This window comes from Hyphomicrobium facile (genome assembly GCF_900116175.1).
GTDB classification, from domain to species: Bacteria; Pseudomonadota; Alphaproteobacteria; order Rhizobiales; family Hyphomicrobiaceae; genus Hyphomicrobium_B; species Hyphomicrobium_B facile.
On record NZ_FPCH01000001.1, the window covers coordinates 1,195,828 to 1,211,604 of the forward strand.

General features: G+C 59.7%; 21 protein-coding genes. 8 read left to right on the top strand and 13 right to left on the bottom strand.

From position 1 onward, the window contains the following. Positions 1 to 159 precede the first annotated feature (159 nt). The gene (locus BM399_RS05810; RefSeq protein ID WP_244531091.1) at positions 160 to 1,152 is read right to left on the bottom strand and encodes a DUF2147 domain-containing protein; all 993 of its coding nucleotides are present in this window, start codon (positions 1,150 to 1,152) and stop codon (positions 160 to 162) included. 151 nt (positions 1,153 to 1,303) lie between these two features. Between BM399_RS05810 and BM399_RS05815 the strand changes: the two genes are divergently transcribed. The 4 genes from BM399_RS05815 to BM399_RS05830 all read left to right on the top strand — a co-directional run bounded on the left by BM399_RS05815 (position 1,304) and on the right by BM399_RS05830 (position 3,558). Further along, positions 1,304 to 1,597 (top strand): hypothetical protein, encoded by a 294-nt coding sequence (locus BM399_RS05815; RefSeq protein WP_092865401.1) that lies wholly within the window; start codon positions 1,304 to 1,306, stop codon positions 1,595 to 1,597. Positions 1,598 to 2,013: 416 nt separating this feature from the next. After that, positions 2,014 to 2,328 (top strand): hypothetical protein, encoded by a 315-nt coding sequence (locus BM399_RS05820; protein WP_092865404.1) that lies wholly within the window; start codon positions 2,014 to 2,016, stop codon positions 2,326 to 2,328. A 22-nt stretch (positions 2,329 to 2,350) separates the two neighbouring features. Then, positions 2,351 to 2,620, top strand: coding sequence for a hypothetical protein (locus BM399_RS05825; protein WP_092865407.1), 270 nt, complete (start codon positions 2,351 to 2,353; stop codon positions 2,618 to 2,620). Between the two features lie 152 nt (positions 2,621 to 2,772). Beyond that, positions 2,773 to 3,558 carry a glycosyltransferase family 2 protein gene (locus BM399_RS05830; RefSeq protein ID WP_092865409.1) on the top strand — a complete coding sequence of 262 codons (786 nt, stop codon included), beginning with the start codon at positions 2,773 to 2,775 and terminating at the stop codon, positions 3,556 to 3,558. Positions 3,559 to 3,664: 106 nt separating this feature from the next. Here the strand turns inward: BM399_RS05830 and BM399_RS05835 are convergent, their stop codons facing one another. The 6 genes from BM399_RS05835 to copM (BM399_RS05860) form a co-directional block, all read right to left on the bottom strand. Then, positions 3,665 to 4,123, bottom strand: a complete 459-nt coding sequence (locus BM399_RS05835; RefSeq protein WP_092865412.1) for an FKBP-type peptidyl-prolyl cis-trans isomerase — start codon at positions 4,121 to 4,123, stop codon at positions 3,665 to 3,667. 10 nt (positions 4,124 to 4,133) lie between these two features. After that, a complete protein-coding gene (locus tag BM399_RS05840; RefSeq protein ID WP_092865415.1) occupies positions 4,134 to 4,703 on the bottom strand; it encodes a hypothetical protein in 570 nt (189 codons plus the stop codon). A 110-nt stretch (positions 4,704 to 4,813) separates the two neighbouring features. Then, a complete protein-coding gene (locus BM399_RS05845) occupies positions 4,814 to 5,041 on the bottom strand; it encodes a hypothetical protein (RefSeq protein WP_092865418.1) in 228 nt (75 codons plus the stop codon). A 107-nt stretch (positions 5,042 to 5,148) separates the two neighbouring features. Continuing rightward, positions 5,149 to 7,377, bottom strand: a complete 2,229-nt coding sequence (gene purL / locus BM399_RS05850) for a phosphoribosylformylglycinamidine synthase subunit PurL (protein ID WP_092865421.1) — start codon at positions 7,375 to 7,377, stop codon at positions 5,149 to 5,151. Between the two features lie 212 nt (positions 7,378 to 7,589). After that, positions 7,590 to 8,018, bottom strand: a complete 429-nt coding sequence (gene copM / locus BM399_RS05855) for a CopM family metallochaperone (RefSeq protein WP_244531092.1) — start codon at positions 8,016 to 8,018, stop codon at positions 7,590 to 7,592. Between the two features lie 157 nt (positions 8,019 to 8,175). Continuing rightward, entirely contained in the window at positions 8,176 to 8,553 is a 378-nt protein-coding gene (copM, locus tag BM399_RS05860; protein WP_092866426.1) for a CopM family metallochaperone, read from the bottom strand. A 322-nt stretch (positions 8,554 to 8,875) separates the two neighbouring features. Between copM (BM399_RS05860) and BM399_RS05865 the strand changes: the two genes are divergently transcribed. Next, entirely contained in the window at positions 8,876 to 9,265 is a 390-nt protein-coding gene (locus tag BM399_RS05865; RefSeq protein WP_092865424.1) for a hypothetical protein, read from the top strand. A 444-nt stretch (positions 9,266 to 9,709) separates the two neighbouring features. On the opposite strand, the gene BM399_RS05870 is transcribed toward BM399_RS05865, so the two are convergent. From BM399_RS05870 to purC, 5 genes are all read right to left on the bottom strand, one after another. After that, a complete protein-coding gene (locus tag BM399_RS05870; RefSeq protein WP_092865427.1) occupies positions 9,710 to 9,946 on the bottom strand; it encodes a hypothetical protein in 237 nt (78 codons plus the stop codon). Between the two features lie 388 nt (positions 9,947 to 10,334). Further along, a complete protein-coding gene (gene purQ / locus BM399_RS05875) occupies positions 10,335 to 11,039 on the bottom strand; it encodes a phosphoribosylformylglycinamidine synthase subunit PurQ (RefSeq protein WP_092865430.1) in 705 nt (234 codons plus the stop codon). Positions 11,040 to 11,382: 343 nt separating this feature from the next. Continuing rightward, on the bottom strand, positions 11,383 to 11,829 hold the full coding sequence (locus BM399_RS05880; protein ID WP_092865433.1) for a hypothetical protein: 447 nt from the start codon (positions 11,827 to 11,829) through the stop codon (positions 11,383 to 11,385). A gap of 3 nt (positions 11,830 to 11,832) precedes the next feature. Then, complete coding sequence (gene purS / locus BM399_RS05885; protein ID WP_092866429.1) at positions 11,833 to 12,072, bottom strand: phosphoribosylformylglycinamidine synthase subunit PurS; 240 nt, start codon at positions 12,070 to 12,072, stop codon at positions 11,833 to 11,835. 59 nt (positions 12,073 to 12,131) lie between these two features. Continuing rightward, positions 12,132 to 12,947: a phosphoribosylaminoimidazolesuccinocarboxamide synthase gene (gene purC / locus BM399_RS05890; protein ID WP_092866432.1), complete on the bottom strand. Its 816-nt coding sequence runs from the start codon at positions 12,945 to 12,947 to the stop codon at positions 12,132 to 12,134. A 377-nt stretch (positions 12,948 to 13,324) separates the two neighbouring features. Here purC and BM399_RS05895 point away from each other — a divergent pair, with 377 nt between their 5' ends. Then, positions 13,325 to 13,651 carry a DUF1476 domain-containing protein gene (locus BM399_RS05895; protein WP_092865436.1) on the top strand — a complete coding sequence of 109 codons (327 nt, stop codon included), beginning with the start codon at positions 13,325 to 13,327 and terminating at the stop codon, positions 13,649 to 13,651. Between the two features lie 158 nt (positions 13,652 to 13,809). Here BM399_RS05895 and BM399_RS05900 read toward each other — a convergent pair whose 3' ends face one another. Continuing rightward, on the bottom strand, positions 13,810 to 14,394 hold the full coding sequence (locus BM399_RS05900) for an RBBP9/YdeN family alpha/beta hydrolase (protein WP_092865439.1): 585 nt from the start codon (positions 14,392 to 14,394) through the stop codon (positions 13,810 to 13,812). A gap of 201 nt (positions 14,395 to 14,595) precedes the next feature. On the opposite strand from BM399_RS05900, the gene BM399_RS05905 reads away from it, so the two are divergent. After that, the gene (locus tag BM399_RS05905) at positions 14,596 to 15,084 is read left to right on the top strand and encodes a YciE/YciF ferroxidase family protein (RefSeq protein WP_092865442.1); all 489 of its coding nucleotides are present in this window, start codon (positions 14,596 to 14,598) and stop codon (positions 15,082 to 15,084) included. Positions 15,085 to 15,273: 189 nt separating this feature from the next. Next, positions 15,274 to 15,777 carry a hypothetical protein gene (locus tag BM399_RS05910; protein WP_092865445.1) on the top strand — a complete coding sequence of 168 codons (504 nt, stop codon included), beginning with the start codon at positions 15,274 to 15,276 and terminating at the stop codon, positions 15,775 to 15,777.

Sequence of the window (15,777 nt, forward strand, 5' to 3'; positions counted from 1 at the left end):
CGGTACTGCGTATTTGAATTCGAACGCGGCGGCAGGAAATCTGCCGTCGCGTTTTTTTGTGCCTGAATATCTTGGGAATACAGAGACACCCGCTGCAGGCAGACGCAGCGGGTGTCTCTCTTTGGCCGAGGAGGGGGGAACGCCTCGGCTTGTGCGAGCCTACTGCTCGCAATCGATGGTGACCTTCACCCAGGGAAGATCGAGCTTGCATTTTCCGGATTTGGTTCGCGTCAGGACCTTGTCCAGCTGCAGATCTCCAATCTTCATTTTGCCAAGAGCGCCGCCGATGTCGTCGGCCTTGCCTTCGTCACTGGCGTGATCATTCTTTGCGGTATCGGCCGTCGCTTCAGATGACGACGGCGCGGGCGCTTTCGTTTCACCGGATTTGTGCGTATCCGCAGGCGGAGCGGGTGAAGCCGGCTCGGCGCTCGCTTCCTTCGCTGCCGTGGACGGACCTTCAGCCGGCGCAGCCTTCGGTGCAACAGGAGCCGCAGGCTGAACTAATGCTGCGGTCGCGACATCAGGTTTTTTGACTGCGGGCGTATTGGCCTTCGTGTCGCTCTGATTGCCGGCCTCGTTACCGGGCTCACCGCAGAGCTGCAAATCTTGCGGCGCGCGTTTCCAGATCATCGTCTTCGACAGGAATTTCATGCCGGCGTAGCCGAGGACCTTGAGGTCGCCGTTTTCGAGCGGCGTCAGCTCGACATTGTACTTGCGGCCGCGTTCCGGCGAATAGATCCATCCGTTGTCCCAGCGGCCGCCGCCCATGGGGGCAACATCGCCGATGATTTGCTTGCCGCATCCATCCGCGTCCGTTGCCGATTGCACCCAAACGACATTGCCGCAAAGCAAGTCGCCGCAATGCTTGATCTCGACCGCGCCCCGGCCGGTATCATTCATCCAGATGCCGGTTGGGTCGGAAGCTGCCGATGCGCTCCCGGAGAGGGCCGGCACTAAAAAGGCGACGAACGCCGATGCGATGTATTTCCCTGCGCGCATGACATGATCCCTTTGGTGAATGATCTGGTTCGTTTCATCTCTCGGGTCTTCTTGCCCTAAGCCTTCCGGGAACGATGTTCCGGAGGTGACAACCCGTTTCGGATCGGACGCCAATATTTCGGTATCGCTGTGCTGAATTTTCCGAATGGGCATGAAACGATCTTTGAACCCCTAGCGTACCGGATTGTGTGAGACCAAAAAACATCGGCGCCCGTTGAAGCGTCGACCGGTCGCACTGTCCGTCCGGCGCTTCAATTTTTCGCATCGAAGTGCCGTTTTAGCTTTCAAAACAGGAGATTTCCCGATGATGAAGCCATTTCTGGCCGCGACGATGCTTGTCCTATCGGCCTCGGTTGTGTTCGCAGCTGACGACCTCTCGACGAAGGAAATGAAGGATAATCCAGGCGTTTCGGGCGGTGGTTCGACGTCTACACCGACGGCCAAGCCAAATTCGGGCAGTCTTTCGGAAGGTCAAATGCAGCATCAGCCAGGCGTCAACAGCGATAGGACCGGCACGACCGCCATGCCCAACGTGAAGCCGGCCGACGGTTCTCTTTCGCGTGAGGAAATGGATCAGAACCCAGGCGCGCGGAAATAGCGCGCAATGGTGAAACGCCGGTACTGACACATCCTGACACGGTACACGGAGTTTTTCGTAACCATTGTTGAAGAGAGGAGGGAGGCGAGCACGGAGCATCGCTTCCTTTCTTTTTGTGCAAGCGGGCGTTGATGCTCGGATCAAGTCCAAGCGAAGCTTCGCTTAGAGTTCGTGATAAATCGTACTGTTGATCGCCCTCAGGCATCGAAAATTCGCGGTGCCGTTCGATGTGATGTGCACATCGCATTGCCCCGTGTTTCCGGACGTTCGGCGAGCGCGTGTCCCGGTTTCGGGCGATGCTCAAGTCGCGCTTATGAGATGCTTATATTTTCGCTCTCGCGCTCCCGTCGAATCTTTATGCGCGATTGCCTACGTTGAACTTGCATCCGATGCGGCTGCAGGAGCGTTAAATGGTAATGCCCTTCGATTTTCGTAAACACGCCGATTTTCCAAACCGCTTCACCAGCGAAGTGGAGCGACAGATGAAGGAGAAAGAGCGTCGCGACCGGCAGACGGCGCTCATTTTCGCGCTTCTCATCGGGGCCTTCGCAGCGCTCGGTATCCTGTTGGTCATGAACAGCAACTCGCGGGTTGGGCCCAAGGACGTGAGCGATTGCTCTTCGGTCCAGCCAGAAGCCGCACGCCTTGCCTGCTTCGACGAACTTTCCCGCCATTCGAAATCCGAGCCTTTCAAGGGCGCGCCGCCAGCGGAGCTTGGCGGCAAGAAATAGCTTCCGAAAAAGGACATCTCGCATGCTCGCCAGCCAGCGTCGCGCGCAGCTTCTCGAATATTGCATCCTTCCCAACACGGAGTTTCAGGGCCCGGTCATAGGCCGGCTCGATGGACGCGATTTCTCGGAATTCGTTCGTGACGAATTCGGCCGTCTCTTCGTCTATTCCGGCGTTGCGCCGCGCCGGAGCGATGGACAGTTCGATCAGGACGCATTGAAAACCGGCGAATTCATCGTCCCACCGGGATTGATCTACCGGTACCGCGGAAAAGCGCGGCGGCGAGCGGCGTAGATTTCGCCTCGGTTCCGACGGGCAACCGAACGCTGAACCCGTACGCGTCCTACTTCAGGGCGTGCGCGAATCAACCTAACATCTGACGTCAAATCTTCTTTGAAGTGAACGGAGCGAGGCGCTCGCGAAAATACATCATTGCAGGGGGAAAAATGCGGACGGTCGTCTGCCATTTCTTCAATGAGGAATACATGTTGCCCTGGTGGCTCGATCACCACCGGCGCGTCTTCGACCACGGCATCATGATCGACTACAATTCGACGGACGGAAGCCGCGAGCTGATCAAGAAGTTCTGTCCCAGTTGGGAAATTCACACCACGCGGAACACTTATTTCGACAGCGCCTGCGTCGATCGCGAAGTCGAGGATTACGAGCGGACGTGCCGGTCGTGGCGCATGGCGCTCAATGTGACCGAATTTCTCTACGGCAATTTTCAGCAGCTGGACGAAGTCATCGCGCCGACGCGGCATTTTATCGGCAACTACGTCTTCGTCGACCCGATGAATGGTCCGCCGCCAGTGTACGGCCGTCCGCTGCACGAGCAGGCGACCTTCGGCTATTACGAGGATGATCCCAACTCTTTCAGAAAGCTAAATCTCGGGATGAGAGCGAGCCGCAGTCTTCACAATTTCGGGCCGCGATATCCCGAGTGCGGCGGGCGGCACTGGTCTCAGAGTCCGACGCTCAATGACTTGGCGATTTTCTACTACGGATATTCCGTTCTCAACGAGGACGGCATCGCGCGGAAACTGCAGATCCGCACGAAGATGAGCCCAGAGGAAATCCGGACTCGCGGCACGGACCATCCCAACACGGTCACGCGCGTGAAATACTTAGGCAATATCGATCGCTATCATCGGCCGCGATGCAAGGACCTGAGTGCGGTGATCGCGAAGCTCGCAAGCTACCAAGGTTACGGGCAGCTCGTGCCCGCTTGATCGCCTTGCGTTCGAATTATTTGCGCAGCGCAGATGAAGTTCCCGCCGGACGCAGGCGGGATGAAAGCGAGAGTTGACGATCTTTCGCCCACTCTCGCAGAAGGCCTTATTTGAGATCGAGTAGCTCGACGTCGAAGATCAGCGTGGCGTTGGGCGGGATGACTCCGCCGGCGCCGCGTGCTCCGTATCCCAACGCAGCCGGAATGATGAGCGTGCGCTTGCCGCCGACCTTCATCGACGCGACGCCTTCGTCCCAGCCCTTGATGACGCGACCGGTGCCGATGGGGAATTCGAAGGGGCTGCCGCGATCGACCGAGGAATCGAACTTGTTGCCCTTTTTTCCATCCTGATAGAGCCAGCCGGTGTAGTGCATCACGCAGATCTGGCCCGTCTCGGGCGAGGCGCCGGTGCCGACGACGGTGTCTTCGAACTGCAGGCCGGAGGGAGTGGTGGTCATTGTCGATCCTTGTGGTTCAGCGGATGCGTATTGGTTGGGAAGGATTGCACCGCTCAGAGCGAATGCTGCGGCGATGGCCATTATGGCCGGAAAGCGAGCGTGGCGCATTTGAGTTCCTTCAGCTGCTTGTTATTCGCGTCATTTCGGTGGGCGGCTGGTAGCGCCATCGCGGCACCAAGAGAAGCGCCGCGGTCAGAAGCGTACCCGCTATGGCCGTCACAGTTCCGAGTGTTATGACCAGCGGGTTGCCTGGGTTGGTCTTGACGGCCACGGCAATGCCTATCGCATGCGCGCCCGCCGTCAAAGCAGCCGATGCGAAATCGTGATAGCGACGCGCCCGGTTGGCTGTCTCAACCCACCGCGCATCGGTGTTGAAACTCGGAAGACGTTCGTGGGCCTGACCAAGCTGTTCAAGCTCAGACAGAAACCGGCGAATGTTCGCGAGAGCCGCCTCGGACTTGAAGTTGAGAAAGACGAGGCAGAGCGATGCGAGAGGGAACCCCAGCAGAAGCCAAGGCATCGAACTGTCGGAGTGATCGGTGCCCGGACGCGAGAGCGCAACCATCGCGGCGATCAACGACAGAACGATCGTCACATAAATCGCGATCGCTTGCTGGCGCTGGGCGATGCGTGCGTTCGCCTCTTGAGCTGCCGCGATGAAACGATAGTTGGCATCGACGATCGACATGCGTTCTCCAAAACCCGATGTCCGTTACGCCCCGAGTTCGTCGCCGCATCAGCTTCGGCATGAAGCCTTCAGACGCCGCTCTAGAGACATCCGCTGCTGAAAGCTCAGCGCTAAACCGATGGCTTGGCTTTATTCAGGATTGCCTCGAGCCGGCGATGATATTCCGCCTCCATCGCCAGCACGTGCTGGTAGACGTTGTCGAGTTCTTCCTTGCGATCCTCGTTCTGCGCTTCCTCGACCCAGGTCGCGAATTCTTCGCGCAAGGTGAAAAGGACGTCGAGCGCGCCTTTGATCTCACTCAATTCCTGTGCGGGTTGGGGATCGCTTTCGCTCGCCATTCAAAGCGCCTTTTTCGTTGGGATCGCCTGCAACGCTTACCATCGGATCTTTATGCTCGCAAAGAACAGCTGGCCGCCTGCTAGCGGCCAGCTGTTCTGGACGACGTCTATGCGCCCAACTCGCTCTGCATCAGGTTCGGCAGGAAGCCTTCGTGGGCTGCGCGGAGTTCCGATAGCGGCAAGGGTTTCTCGCCCTTGAGGCCGATGGCGTCGCCACTGACGCGGCCGACGATGCGTGCGGGCAATTCGAGAAGTCGTGCGCGCTCCAAGACTTCCTCGGCCTTCTGCGGCGTCACTTCGACGACGTAGCGGCCCTGGTCTTCGCCGAACCAGATGGCGTGTGCGGGAAGCTTGCCTTCATAGGGATAGAGTTCGACGCCGAGCCCACTGCTGCCGCCTGCGAGCGCCATCTCGGCGACGGCGACGAGAAGGCCACCGTCGGCGCAATCGTGCACTGCGAGCACGCGGCCTTCGCGGATCAGCGTGCGGATCAGACGTCCGGCCTTGATCTCGTCCTGGAGATCGACGGGCGGCGGGGCGCCATCGAATTTGCCGGTTGCGTGGCGCTGGTAGAGCGACTGGCCGAGGTGTCCTTCCTCGCGGCCGATCACGATCAGCATGTTGCCTTCGCTCTTCAGGCGAATGTCGGCAATCTTCGTCCAATCCGGAACGAGGCCGACGCCGCCGATCGCGGGGGTCGGGGGAATGCCGACGCCGTTCGTTTCGTTGTAGAGCGAGACGTTCCCGGAGACGACCGGATAGTCGAGCGCGGTGCAGGCTTCGGCCATGCCGCGGACGCTCGCCACGAACTGGCCCATGATCTCGGGCCGTTCGGGATTGGCGAAGTTCATGTTGTCGGTGATCGCGAGTGGATCGGCGCCGACGGCCGTGAGGTTTCGCCAGGTTTCGACGACGGCCTGCTTGGTGCCTTCCTCGGGATCGGCGGTGACGTAGCGGGGCGTCACGTCACAAGCGACGGCGATGCCCTTCTTCGTTCCGTGCACACGGACGACGCCCGCGTCGCCACCCGGACGGCCGACAGTGTCGCCCATCACCATGTGATCGTACTGTTCCCAGATCCAGCGGCGGGATGCGAGAGCGGGACCGCCCATCAAATCCTTCAGCGTGCCGAGGATCGAATTTGGTGCGGGCACCCATTCGGGGAGAATTTTCGATGGCTTCTTCGGCTCGATGTAAGGACGCTTGTACATCGGCGCGGAGTTCGCGAGCACGGGCACGGGAAGATCGGCTTCGATCTTGCCCTTGTGCTTGATGACCATGCGCTGGGTGTCGGTTGTCTGGCCGATGACAGCGAAGTCGAGGCCCCATTTGGTGAAGATGGCTTTCGCCTGTTCCTGGCGCTCGGGCTTCAGGATCATCAGCATGCGCTCTTGGCTTTCCGAGAGCATCATCTCGTAAGCGGTCATGCCGGTTTCGCGCTGGGGCACGAGATCGAGATCGAGTTCGATGCCGACGCCGCCCTTGTCGGCCATTTCCGAGGTCGACGAAGTGAGGCCGGCCGCGCCCATGTCCTGAATGGCGATGATGCTATCCGTCGCCATCAGTTCTAGGCAGGCTTCGATCAGCAGCTTTTCGGTGAAGGGGTCGCCGACTTGAACGGTCGGGCGTTTCTCATCGCTCTTCTCGTCGAACTCGGCGGACGCCATCGTGGCGCCGTGGATGCCGTCGCGGCCGGTTTTCGAGCCGACGTAGACGACGGGCAGGCCCACGCCCTTCGCGGCGGAGTAGAAAATCTTGTCGGTCTTCGCGAGGCCGACGCACATGGCGTTGACGAGGATGTTGTTGTTGTAGCCTTCGTCGAAGTTCGTCTCGCCGCCGATGGTCGGGACGCCGGTGCAGTTGCCGTAGTGGGCGATGCCGGCGACGACGCCGCCGACGAGGTGGCGGGTTTTCGGATGGTCCGGCGCGCCGAAGCGGAGCGCGTTCATGTTGGCGACGGGCCGTGCGCCCATCGTGAAGACGTCGCGCATGATGCCGCCGACGCCGGTCGCGGCGCCCTGGAACGGTTCGATGTAGGACGGGTGGTTGTGGCTCTCCATCTTGAAGACGACGGCATCGCCATCTCCGAGATCGACGACGCCAGCGTTCTCGCCGGGGCCCTGGATCACTTTCGGGCCGCTCGTCGGCAGGGTTTTCAGCCAGACGCGCGAGGATTTGTACGAGCAGTGCTCGCTCCACATCACCGAAAAGATGCCAAGCTCGCAGATCAGCGGCTCGCGGCCGAGGATTTCGAGCAATCGCTCGTATTCGTCGGGCTTGAGGCCGTGCTCGGCAACGATCTGAGGGGTGATCTTTCGCGTAGTCGTATCGGTCATCGGGGTTCCGTCGAGCGCTCGAATTGCGTCCGCTTATATGGGCTCGAGAACGGTTTGTCGCGTTCGTGCTCCCGTGGGCCCAACGGCCAAACGTCGCGATAACGCCGGCGCCCTCATGGCGGGAGGGGAGGCGGCCGCCCAGCCTTATCGGCGGCCGGCCGTTTCATTTGGCCTTTCCTGCCAAAAATCCAAGGAAAAGGGGCCTATCGGCGTCAATTGACCGGCGCTGCGGCCTTGCTGCGCCTGGCGAGCCAGCCCTGTATCTCGGCGATCTGCTTGTCCTGGGACTTGATGATGCCCTCAGCCAGCTTTCGGATTTTGGGATCCGTGCCGTACTCGAGTTCGGCCCTGGCCATGTCCAAGGCGCCTTGGTGGTGGGGAATCAGATTGGCGACGAAGTCGACGTCGGGATTGCCCGTGTAGGTCAGCGCGTGAATGGCCTCGTCCATTTTGTAGATCGCGGTTGCCAGCGCGCTCGCGGCCGGGGCTGCTGTAATGCCAGCTGCCGTATCCATTTTGAGGGTCTTGTCTTTTTTCACCCTTTCCGCAGTCATCCTTTCCGCAGTCATGGCGCGGGGAACGGGAGCGAGGCCCAGGCAAGTCAGAGCTGTGAAGTTTTTCATAGCTGTGAATTTTTTCATGAGCCTTCCTTTCGAGCAAAAGGGCCGCCGGAAGCTCAAGCGCTATCCTACTGGTGTTGGAGATCTTGAAATCTGAACCCTCGCATTTGATCCGAATTTTGCGCGGATTGGATGCACTGCTGCTGCCGCTACGCACTCGGCCGGCGACGCGCAGCTCTTAGTTTTTATGCTTGGCGAGCCAAGCGTTCATGCCGGCGATCTCTTGCTCTTGCGCTGCGATGATGTCCTCGGCGAGCTTCCGCATCTCCGGGTCTTTGCCGTACCGCAATTCAACTTTGGCCATGTCTATCGCGCCCTGGTGATGGGCGATCATGCCGTTGACGAAATCGACGTCGGCATCGCCCGTGTAGGGTATCGACATGGCTTTGTGCATCTTCTGATTTGCGGCTTCAAAGGCCTTCGACGAGCCGGCCCCCTCGGCGGTCTTTGCCGTGTCCATGTTCATGTGATCCATGCCCTTCATTTCCGCGTCTCCGGCGACTGCGGGCGTAATGGAAACGAGCGCGAGGCAGATCAGGGCCGCGATGTTTTTCATGGCCGTTCCTTTCGGGAAGTCCTTTCGCGAATTGTCATGCGCGAAGGCCGAGGGGACGCGATTTATCTGGTGGGCGTAAGGCACATCGCCACTCTCAGTTTCGAATTTGAAGACACTTCTGCGCGCATTGGATGTGGCACTTCCGTCCTACCCGTACGGGCTGTGACGGTTCCGCGCTGCAAAACTCGCAGTTCGGAATTGCGCAGTCTGGGGATTTTTTGCGGGGAGTCAGTACCTTATTTGGATCTCCAGCGACGACGTCACGTCCAGACAATTGTGCGCGGATTTGAACTCGACGCTCTTGGACAGTGGAGATCCTGTCATGACACGTTCCGCAAAACTCACGGGTATTGTGCTTCTCTCGGGCTTGGCTTTGCTTCCTGGTGCCAACGTATCGTCTGCTGACGAGGCATCCGGTTATCGCGTTGAGCCGCTTAAGGGCATCACCTTGGCGGTCGGGCAGAAGCGTGCGGTTGGCTATTACAAGAATGACGCCGGTTCCTGCCATCTGACACTCATGTTGGCGGATCCTTATTCCGAATCCGACAAGCCGGCGTCGGAGCCGGTGCGAGTCAATTTGACGGTTCGGGAAGGAACTTCGGCGCAGGTCGATGCGCTGAAAGGGTCACTCGCGTTCGCTTGTTCGACCGGCGCGTCAACGATGACCATACAACCCGTTCGGGAGTTCGCGTATAGCGCAGTTGCGAAATAAGTCAGAAGAGTTCCTCGTCGGTTTCAAGTCCACGCTTGCAAACTGTTCGAGTTGGGGCGGGGGCTACAACTCCCGCCCTCTTTTTTTGGTTTGCTAAAGCTTGGTAAGAGCTAACGATTTCGTGATTTTCCGGGGGTTGTGCGGCGCGCATAAGAGACCTGCCATTTGCCCCCTGGCGCCCGTCACGCGGATCACATATCTACACCGTAGAAGAGGCGACCCGGGGGCCTTATCCCGGGACCCGGTTTGGGATTGAGCCCAGCCGGTTAGCTCAAAACAGGTGATGTTATGAAGGCCTTCGTGTTCGCTGTATTTAGCTCGATGAGTTCTGCGTATGCAGCTCCTCGCAAAAATCAGCGGCGCGGGAACATCCGCTAAGCGGATCGTTCGACTGCATGGAAAAGGGGCCCTAGGGCCCCTTTTTTGTTGCTTGCTCGCTAGGCGTTACCAGCGACCCGAATACGCCGGGGCGAAGATCGGTTCGGACCGGAAGCGCGGCGCCGACGCCATCCTGATGAGCTGCTGCTTCGTCATGCGGCGAAGCTTTTCCGAAAGGTTGAGATAGAGCTGCTTCATGCGGATGAGACGCACGGGGCTCGCAGCGTTCGAACGCTGCTCGCGGTCGATCATTTCACGAACGCGGCTGACTCGTTCGAGAAGGGTCATAAAACGTCGGGACATGAATTTTCCTCCGGATCGAACTGGAGGTATGTCCGGGGCAATTCGACTCAGCACCGGGCACACCCGATGCGGTCCGACATCGCAGCACCGTTATGGCGCTGCCAGAGGGGCCCGGCCCCGCAATCATTAAACAGATGGGAAGGGTGGCAGCGGCGGCCAAGGGGGCAAACGCAAATGCCACGAAATGATCACAATGGAGCGAGACGGCGCGCGTCTGACATTGTCATCCTCGGGCTTGTCCCGAGGATCCATTCATCAGCGGGTGCGGAATTTGCGGCACGATGGATCCTCGGCATGAAGCCGAGGATGACATGTTGGGGAGTGAAGTCGGCATGACGGTGGGTGTTACGCGCCCTGGCCGAGCATGGTGCCCGCGAACTGGGCTCGATCAGGCCGCGGCTTCGAGCGTGGAGAGCAGCATGCTTTCGAAGACGCGCCGTCCATCCGTGCCGCCGAGGGCTTTTTCGTAGAGGCGTTCGGGATGGGGCATCATGCCAAGCACGCGTCCCGTTTCGTTGACGATGCCCGCGATGTTGCGCTGGGCGCCGTTCGGGCAGCTCTCGGGCGTCGTTTCACCTGCCTCGTTGGCATAGCGGAAAGCGACGCGGCCTTCGCCTTCGAGACGGTCGAGCGTCTCGCTGTCGGCAAAGTAGTTGCCTTCACCGTGCGCGATCGGGATCTTGATCACTTCGCCTTCGCGATAGCACTTCGTGAAGAACGTCTGATCATTCTCGACCTTCAGGAACACGTCGCGGCAGATGAAGTGCAGCGATGCATTGCGGAGCAGTGCTCCGGGAAGCAGGCCAGACTCGCAGAGGATCTGGAAGCCGTTGCAAATGCCGATGACGGGCGTGCCGGCGTTCGCCTTGGCGACGACGTCCTTCATGATCGGCGAGTGGGCAGCCATCGCACCGCAGCGAAGATAGTCGCCGTAGGAGAAGCCGCCGGGCAGCACGATCACGTCGGAAGAGGGAACGCTTGCGTCGCCGTGCCAGACCATCTTCGGGGCGAAGCCGGTCACCCGCTCGATCGCGGTCTGGACGTCGCGATCACAGTTCGATCCCGGAAAAACGATGACGGAGGCGCGGAGCACTTCAGATTTCCCGATTGATTGATGGACTATGCCTGATCTGCCGATAGGTCACAGGAGATAGTGGGACTCGATGCCTAAGTCCATCTGCCGCGCTGTCCCAGTCCTCGGGTATTCCCCTCCCCCTTGCGGGGAGGGGTTAGGGGTGGGGGTGACATTATCGAGACCGTTATGACCCCCACCCGACGCTGCGCGCCACCCTCCCCGCAAGGGGGAGGGGAAGCGAGGAAGCACCACGCATCTCGTCATCTTCGGACGAGCGAAGCTAAGGCCAGATATTTGCGATGAACCTCGACTTGGACGGATACCCGCCTGCGCGGGGATGACGTCGGAATTGATGTGGCCCTTACGGGGAACCGAGCGGCGAAAGCTTTTTCTTTTGTTCTTCGACTTCGGCACGGGACAGGTTCGTCAATCTGCTGTCCTCGGCCTTCGCCCCGGCCACCAGGGCCTGGAATTGAGCCTGATCGCCATAGCCGCAGACCTTGCTCTGCGCCGTCCAAACGCCCGTCACCTGTTTCACGAACTTGCGCAAGGTGACGGCGGGGTGCGCCGCGTCGCCCTGCTTGGTGAAGGTGATTTCAACGCGCCAGACGTCCGGCTGCGCGACTGCGACGACATTCGGGTTGCCGCCGCTTACCTGTTCGGCTCCGGGAACCCAGGCAGCCCAGTTGCGAAGCGCCTCGAACCCCATGCTGCAATCGAGATCGGGCGCGGCGGACACGGGCTCAGAGAGCGCAGGCCAAGGCCAGAGCGCAACCAAGGCAAGCGTCATCCGCAACCTTGGCGCCATGGCTCAACCGATTTCGTAGCTGTAGTTCTCGATGACGGTGTTGGCCAGCAGGTCCTTGCACATCTGCTCGACGATGGCTTTCGCCTTCGCCGGGTCGCTCTCTGCGAGGTCGACCTCGATGTACTTGCCCTGACGGACGTCGCCGACGCCCGTGATGCCTAATCCCTTGACTGCGCCTTCGATGGCTTTGCCCTGGGGATCGAGCACGCCGTTCTTCAATGTGATTTTGATGTGGGCTTTCATGGCGTCCTTCATTCTCTCTCCCCGCGCGAGGCAGGGAGAGAGAACAGAGTGTCAGTTCGTTAGTTCGGCTTGCCGTTTACGGGCGTGACCGGACCGTTGATTGGTGTGTTCGAAGCGACGAGCACCGGACCCGCACCGCGCGGACGCGGTGTCTCGGTCAGGACGCCGAGGCGGCGAGCCACTTCCTGATAGGCTTCGAGAACGCCGCCGAGATCGCGCCGGAAGCGGTCCTTGTCGAGCTTGTCGCCCGACTGGATGTCCCAAAGGCGGCAGCAATCGGGGCTGATTTCGTCGGCGAGGACGAGGCGGATCTGCTCGTTGTCGTAGAGACGGCCGAACTCGACCTTGAAGTCGACGAGGCGGATGCCGATGCCGAGGAAAAGACCGACCAAGAAATCGTTGATCCGCAGCGCGAGCTGCATGATCTCGTCGATCTCTTGCGGCGTTGCCCAACCGAACGCAGTGATGTGCTCTTCCGAGACCATCGGGTCGTTCAGGTCGTCCTTCTTGTAATAGAACTCGATGATCGAGCGCGGGAGCTGCGAGCCTTCTTCAAGGCCGAGGCGCGTCGACAACGAGCCTGCAGCAACGTTGCGCACGACGACTTCGAGCGGCACGATCTCTACCTCGCGGATCAACTGCTCGCGCATGTTGAGACGCTTGATGAAATGAGTCGGCACGCCGATCTCGCCGAGTTTGGTAAAAATATACTCGGAGATACGATTGTTCAGAACGCCCTTGCCCTCGATCAACGCATGTTTCTTTGCGTTGAAGGCGGTTGCGTCGTCCTTGAAGTGTTGAATGAGGGTGCCCGGTTCGGGACCCTCATAGAGGACCTTTGCTTTGCCCTCGTAAATTCGCCGACGCTTGTTCATTCCTGGACCTCTGAGGATCAACAGCTTGCTCTCACTCATTGCGATACACGGATCTTTTCACGAGTTCGTACACGGACGCTGACGCCTTGATTTTCCAACGTGTTTTCTTCATGTCGGGAAAGAAGCGGCGCACCTTTCGCGCTCGGATGTCTTGGGCGGACACTAGCCGAAGGAGGGGGGCGACACAATGTAGACCATGAGCCGCAGCACCTCTTATGGTGACCGGCAGCCAAGCCGTTGATTTAGCTCAGGGCGCGCGGTAACCCTGGGCTGAGATATGCGTTTGGCGAGCGTCTGCAATACGCGCACAGCGTGCAATCGCTGTCGATACAACCAAAAGTCCATACCGGCTGGCAGCCCGGACGAGGAGATGATCCATGACGACTTTCGACAACCGCGAGCGGGGATTTGAGAGCAAATTCGCCCACGACGAAGACCTGCGCTTCCGCGCCGAATCTCGTCGCAATAAAGCGATTGCTGAGTGGGCCGGCGCCAAGCTCGGTCTCGCAGGAGACGCGCTCGAAGCGTACGTGAAGGAAGTTCGCAAGGCCGATCTCGCCGAGGCGGGCGATGACGATGTCTTCCGGAAAGTGAAAGGCGATCTCGCTGCAAAGGGCATCGCAGTTTCGGATACGGAGATCCGCGCCTTCATGGCTGAAGCCCTGGCGAAGGCCGTGAGCGATATCGAATCAGCGAAGAGCTGAAGTTTTAGTTGGGCGTTGGCGACGCTCTTTAGTTGGCGTTTGCGACTACCCTGCGGGGAGCCGGCCGCAAATGCCGGAAGCGCCAGAAATTTTTCACGGACGGGGCTCATGCGGGCCCCGTTTCGTTATGCGGTGCTAGGCCAGCGCGGGGGCGTTGATCATCCGAGCTTTTTCAAGAACTGACCGAACTGCAGCAGCCCTTCCGGCCAGGGCCCGTGGCCCGACTCGATATTGATGTGGCCGCTTTCGCCCGCGTCGCTCAACGTGGCGCCCCATTTTCCCGCGAAATGTTCGGCGCGCGCGTAGCTGCAATAGAGATCGTTGTTGGCGACGACGACGTGTGAGGGAAACGGCAGGCGCCGTTCCGGCATCGTTTCAAAACCGCGCGTGCCTTTCTCGGGCGGCCAACGTTTGCCGCCGGTGTCGGGCCAGAAATCGGCATGGTCGAGATCGGCGGGCGCCACAAGGAACGCGCCGATGACGCGGTTGCGCTTCAGCTTGTCGGCTGCAAGGGCTACGGCCGCTACACCGACGGAATGAGCGACGACCACGACGGGCTGCGTTGCGCCGCTCGCGAATTTCGCCATGCGGTCGCCCCAGGTCTCGACGTCGGGATTATCCCAGTCCTGTTGGATGACGCGGCGCGCCGTCCGGAGATTTCGTTCCCACCGGCTCTGCCAGTGATCGGGACCGGAGTCCTGCCAGCCGGGCACAATGAGGATGTCGACTTCCGATGTTTTCATGCGGGAATCTGATTAACGGACGGCTCGCGCGGAGGGAAGAGCGGCAGAGCGACCGGGGAGGGCGGCTCCTGCGTGAGATCGCTATCGCATCCCGCATCGATCCGCAGTCTGCGGATGCTTCATCATTGGGAACCGCGAGCGAGGCACGGCGTTGGCGAATTACGCGACTTCAGCAGTCGAAGTCTGAGGAGAAACGCCCCCATGAAAATCGAAAATCTAGAAGACCTGTTCAATCATACGCTTGAAGACGTTTACTACGCGGAAAACAAGCTCGTTAAGGCGCTGCCGAAAATGGCGAAGGCGTCGGATTCGCCGCAGCTCGCCAAGCTTTTTACGACGCACATGGAAGAGACTAAAGAGCAAATCGCCCGGCTCGATGAAGTGTTCAAAGCTCTGGGTCGCAAGCCTAAGGCAACCGAGTGCCCGGCTATCAAGGGCATTCTCGAAGAAGGCGAAGAGCTGATGTCGGAGATCAAGGATCCCGATACGCGCGATGCCGCGATGATCGCCGCCGGACAGGCGGCTGAGCATTACGAGATCACCCGCTACGGCACGCTCGTCTCGTGGGCGAAGCTCTTGGGTCACAAGGAGATCGCAACGATCCTCGAGAAAACCCTGAAGGAAGAATACGGCGCAGACGACAAGCTGACGAAGCTTGCGGAAAGCCGTCTCAACAAGGAAGCAGCTTAACCGCTGTGAGGCTTGGAAAGAGACGCCGCTGCACGATGTGCCCGGCGTCTTTTTCTTATTCCGGCGCGCTTGTTTCAGTGCTCGGACAGGCTGGCCGTCTACTGATTAAAATTGCGGACAATATCTCAACTCTCCAGAAGGCCGGGAGCAATAGCCTAGCTTCGCTGTTCCTGCCTTTGGGGTTTTCGCATGAGCGTTCTTTCACGTTTTGCTTTGGTGGCCGGTTTCGCGTGCGCGTCGTTCACTCCGGTTCTGGCCGAGGTCAGCAAAGTGCTGCAGTCATGGCGCACGGACGATGGGTGGCTGACGGAGCTTCGGGAGCATTCCGATGGCGCTCATGTATGCACTACCGGCAAGGCCTTCCGTGATGCGCATACGTTCGGGCTCTCAATCGTCCAGAGCGGACCGACGATGCTCATAACGCTTGTCGATGAGGCGTCTCCGCCGTCCACGGCAGGCCCTATGAAATTTTCCGCCGGGTCCCAGGTGTTCGGCGCGCTAGCCTCGACAGCTGACGGGCCTGCCTTTGCGACTACCGAGCAGGAGAGCGGAAACACGCGTCGCATGATTTCCGATTTGCCCGATCAACTCGTGACCATCGATGTGGCAGATCGCCAATATAAACTGGACCTTTCGGGTCTGGCGAGGGCGCGCGAGCAGTTAAAGACTTGCGAGGCCGACGCGAAGCAATAA

What these genes read in the sequence shown, in the direction of transcription:
- BM399_RS05810 (WP_244531091.1), bottom strand. Translation starts at nt 1,152, where the DNA reads ATGCCCATTCGGAAAATTCAGCACAGCGATACCGAAATATTGGCGTCC.
- BM399_RS05815 (WP_092865401.1), top strand. Translation starts at nt 1,304, where the DNA reads ATGATGAAGCCATTTCTGGCCGCGACGATGCTTGTCCTATCGGCCTCG.
- BM399_RS05820 (WP_092865404.1), top strand. Translation starts at nt 2,014, where the DNA reads ATGCCCTTCGATTTTCGTAAACACGCCGATTTTCCAAACCGCTTCACC.
- BM399_RS05825 (WP_092865407.1), top strand. Translation starts at nt 2,351, where the DNA reads ATGCTCGCCAGCCAGCGTCGCGCGCAGCTTCTCGAATATTGCATCCTT.
- BM399_RS05830 (WP_092865409.1), top strand. Translation starts at nt 2,773, where the DNA reads ATGCGGACGGTCGTCTGCCATTTCTTCAATGAGGAATACATGTTGCCC.
- BM399_RS05835 (WP_092865412.1), bottom strand. Translation starts at nt 4,123, where the DNA reads ATGCGCCACGCTCGCTTTCCGGCCATAATGGCCATCGCCGCAGCATTC.
- BM399_RS05840 (WP_092865415.1), bottom strand. Translation starts at nt 4,703, where the DNA reads ATGTCGATCGTCGATGCCAACTATCGTTTCATCGCGGCAGCTCAAGAG.
- BM399_RS05845 (WP_092865418.1), bottom strand. Translation starts at nt 5,041, where the DNA reads ATGGCGAGCGAAAGCGATCCCCAACCCGCACAGGAATTGAGTGAGATC.
- purL (WP_092865421.1), bottom strand. Translation starts at nt 7,377, where the DNA reads ATGACCGATACGACTACGCGAAAGATCACCCCTCAGATCGTTGCCGAG.
- copM (WP_244531092.1), bottom strand. Translation starts at nt 8,018, where the DNA reads ATGAAAAAATTCACAGCTATGAAAAACTTCACAGCTCTGACTTGCCTG.
- copM (WP_092866426.1), bottom strand. Translation starts at nt 8,553, where the DNA reads ATGAAAAACATCGCGGCCCTGATCTGCCTCGCGCTCGTTTCCATTACG.
- BM399_RS05865 (WP_092865424.1), top strand. Translation starts at nt 8,876, where the DNA reads ATGACACGTTCCGCAAAACTCACGGGTATTGTGCTTCTCTCGGGCTTG.
- BM399_RS05870 (WP_092865427.1), bottom strand. Translation starts at nt 9,946, where the DNA reads ATGTCCCGACGTTTTATGACCCTTCTCGAACGAGTCAGCCGCGTTCGT.
- BM399_RS05880 (WP_092865433.1), bottom strand. Translation starts at nt 11,829, where the DNA reads ATGGCGCCAAGGTTGCGGATGACGCTTGCCTTGGTTGCGCTCTGGCCT.
- purS (WP_092866429.1), bottom strand. Translation starts at nt 12,072, where the DNA reads ATGAAAGCCCACATCAAAATCACATTGAAGAACGGCGTGCTCGATCCC.
- purC (WP_092866432.1), bottom strand. Translation starts at nt 12,947, where the DNA reads ATGAACAAGCGTCGGCGAATTTACGAGGGCAAAGCAAAGGTCCTCTAT.
- BM399_RS05895 (WP_092865436.1), top strand. Translation starts at nt 13,325, where the DNA reads ATGACGACTTTCGACAACCGCGAGCGGGGATTTGAGAGCAAATTCGCC.
- BM399_RS05900 (WP_092865439.1), bottom strand. Translation starts at nt 14,394, where the DNA reads ATGAAAACATCGGAAGTCGACATCCTCATTGTGCCCGGCTGGCAGGAC.
- BM399_RS05905 (WP_092865442.1), top strand. Translation starts at nt 14,596, where the DNA reads ATGAAAATCGAAAATCTAGAAGACCTGTTCAATCATACGCTTGAAGAC.
- BM399_RS05910 (WP_092865445.1), top strand. Translation starts at nt 15,274, where the DNA reads ATGAGCGTTCTTTCACGTTTTGCTTTGGTGGCCGGTTTCGCGTGCGCG.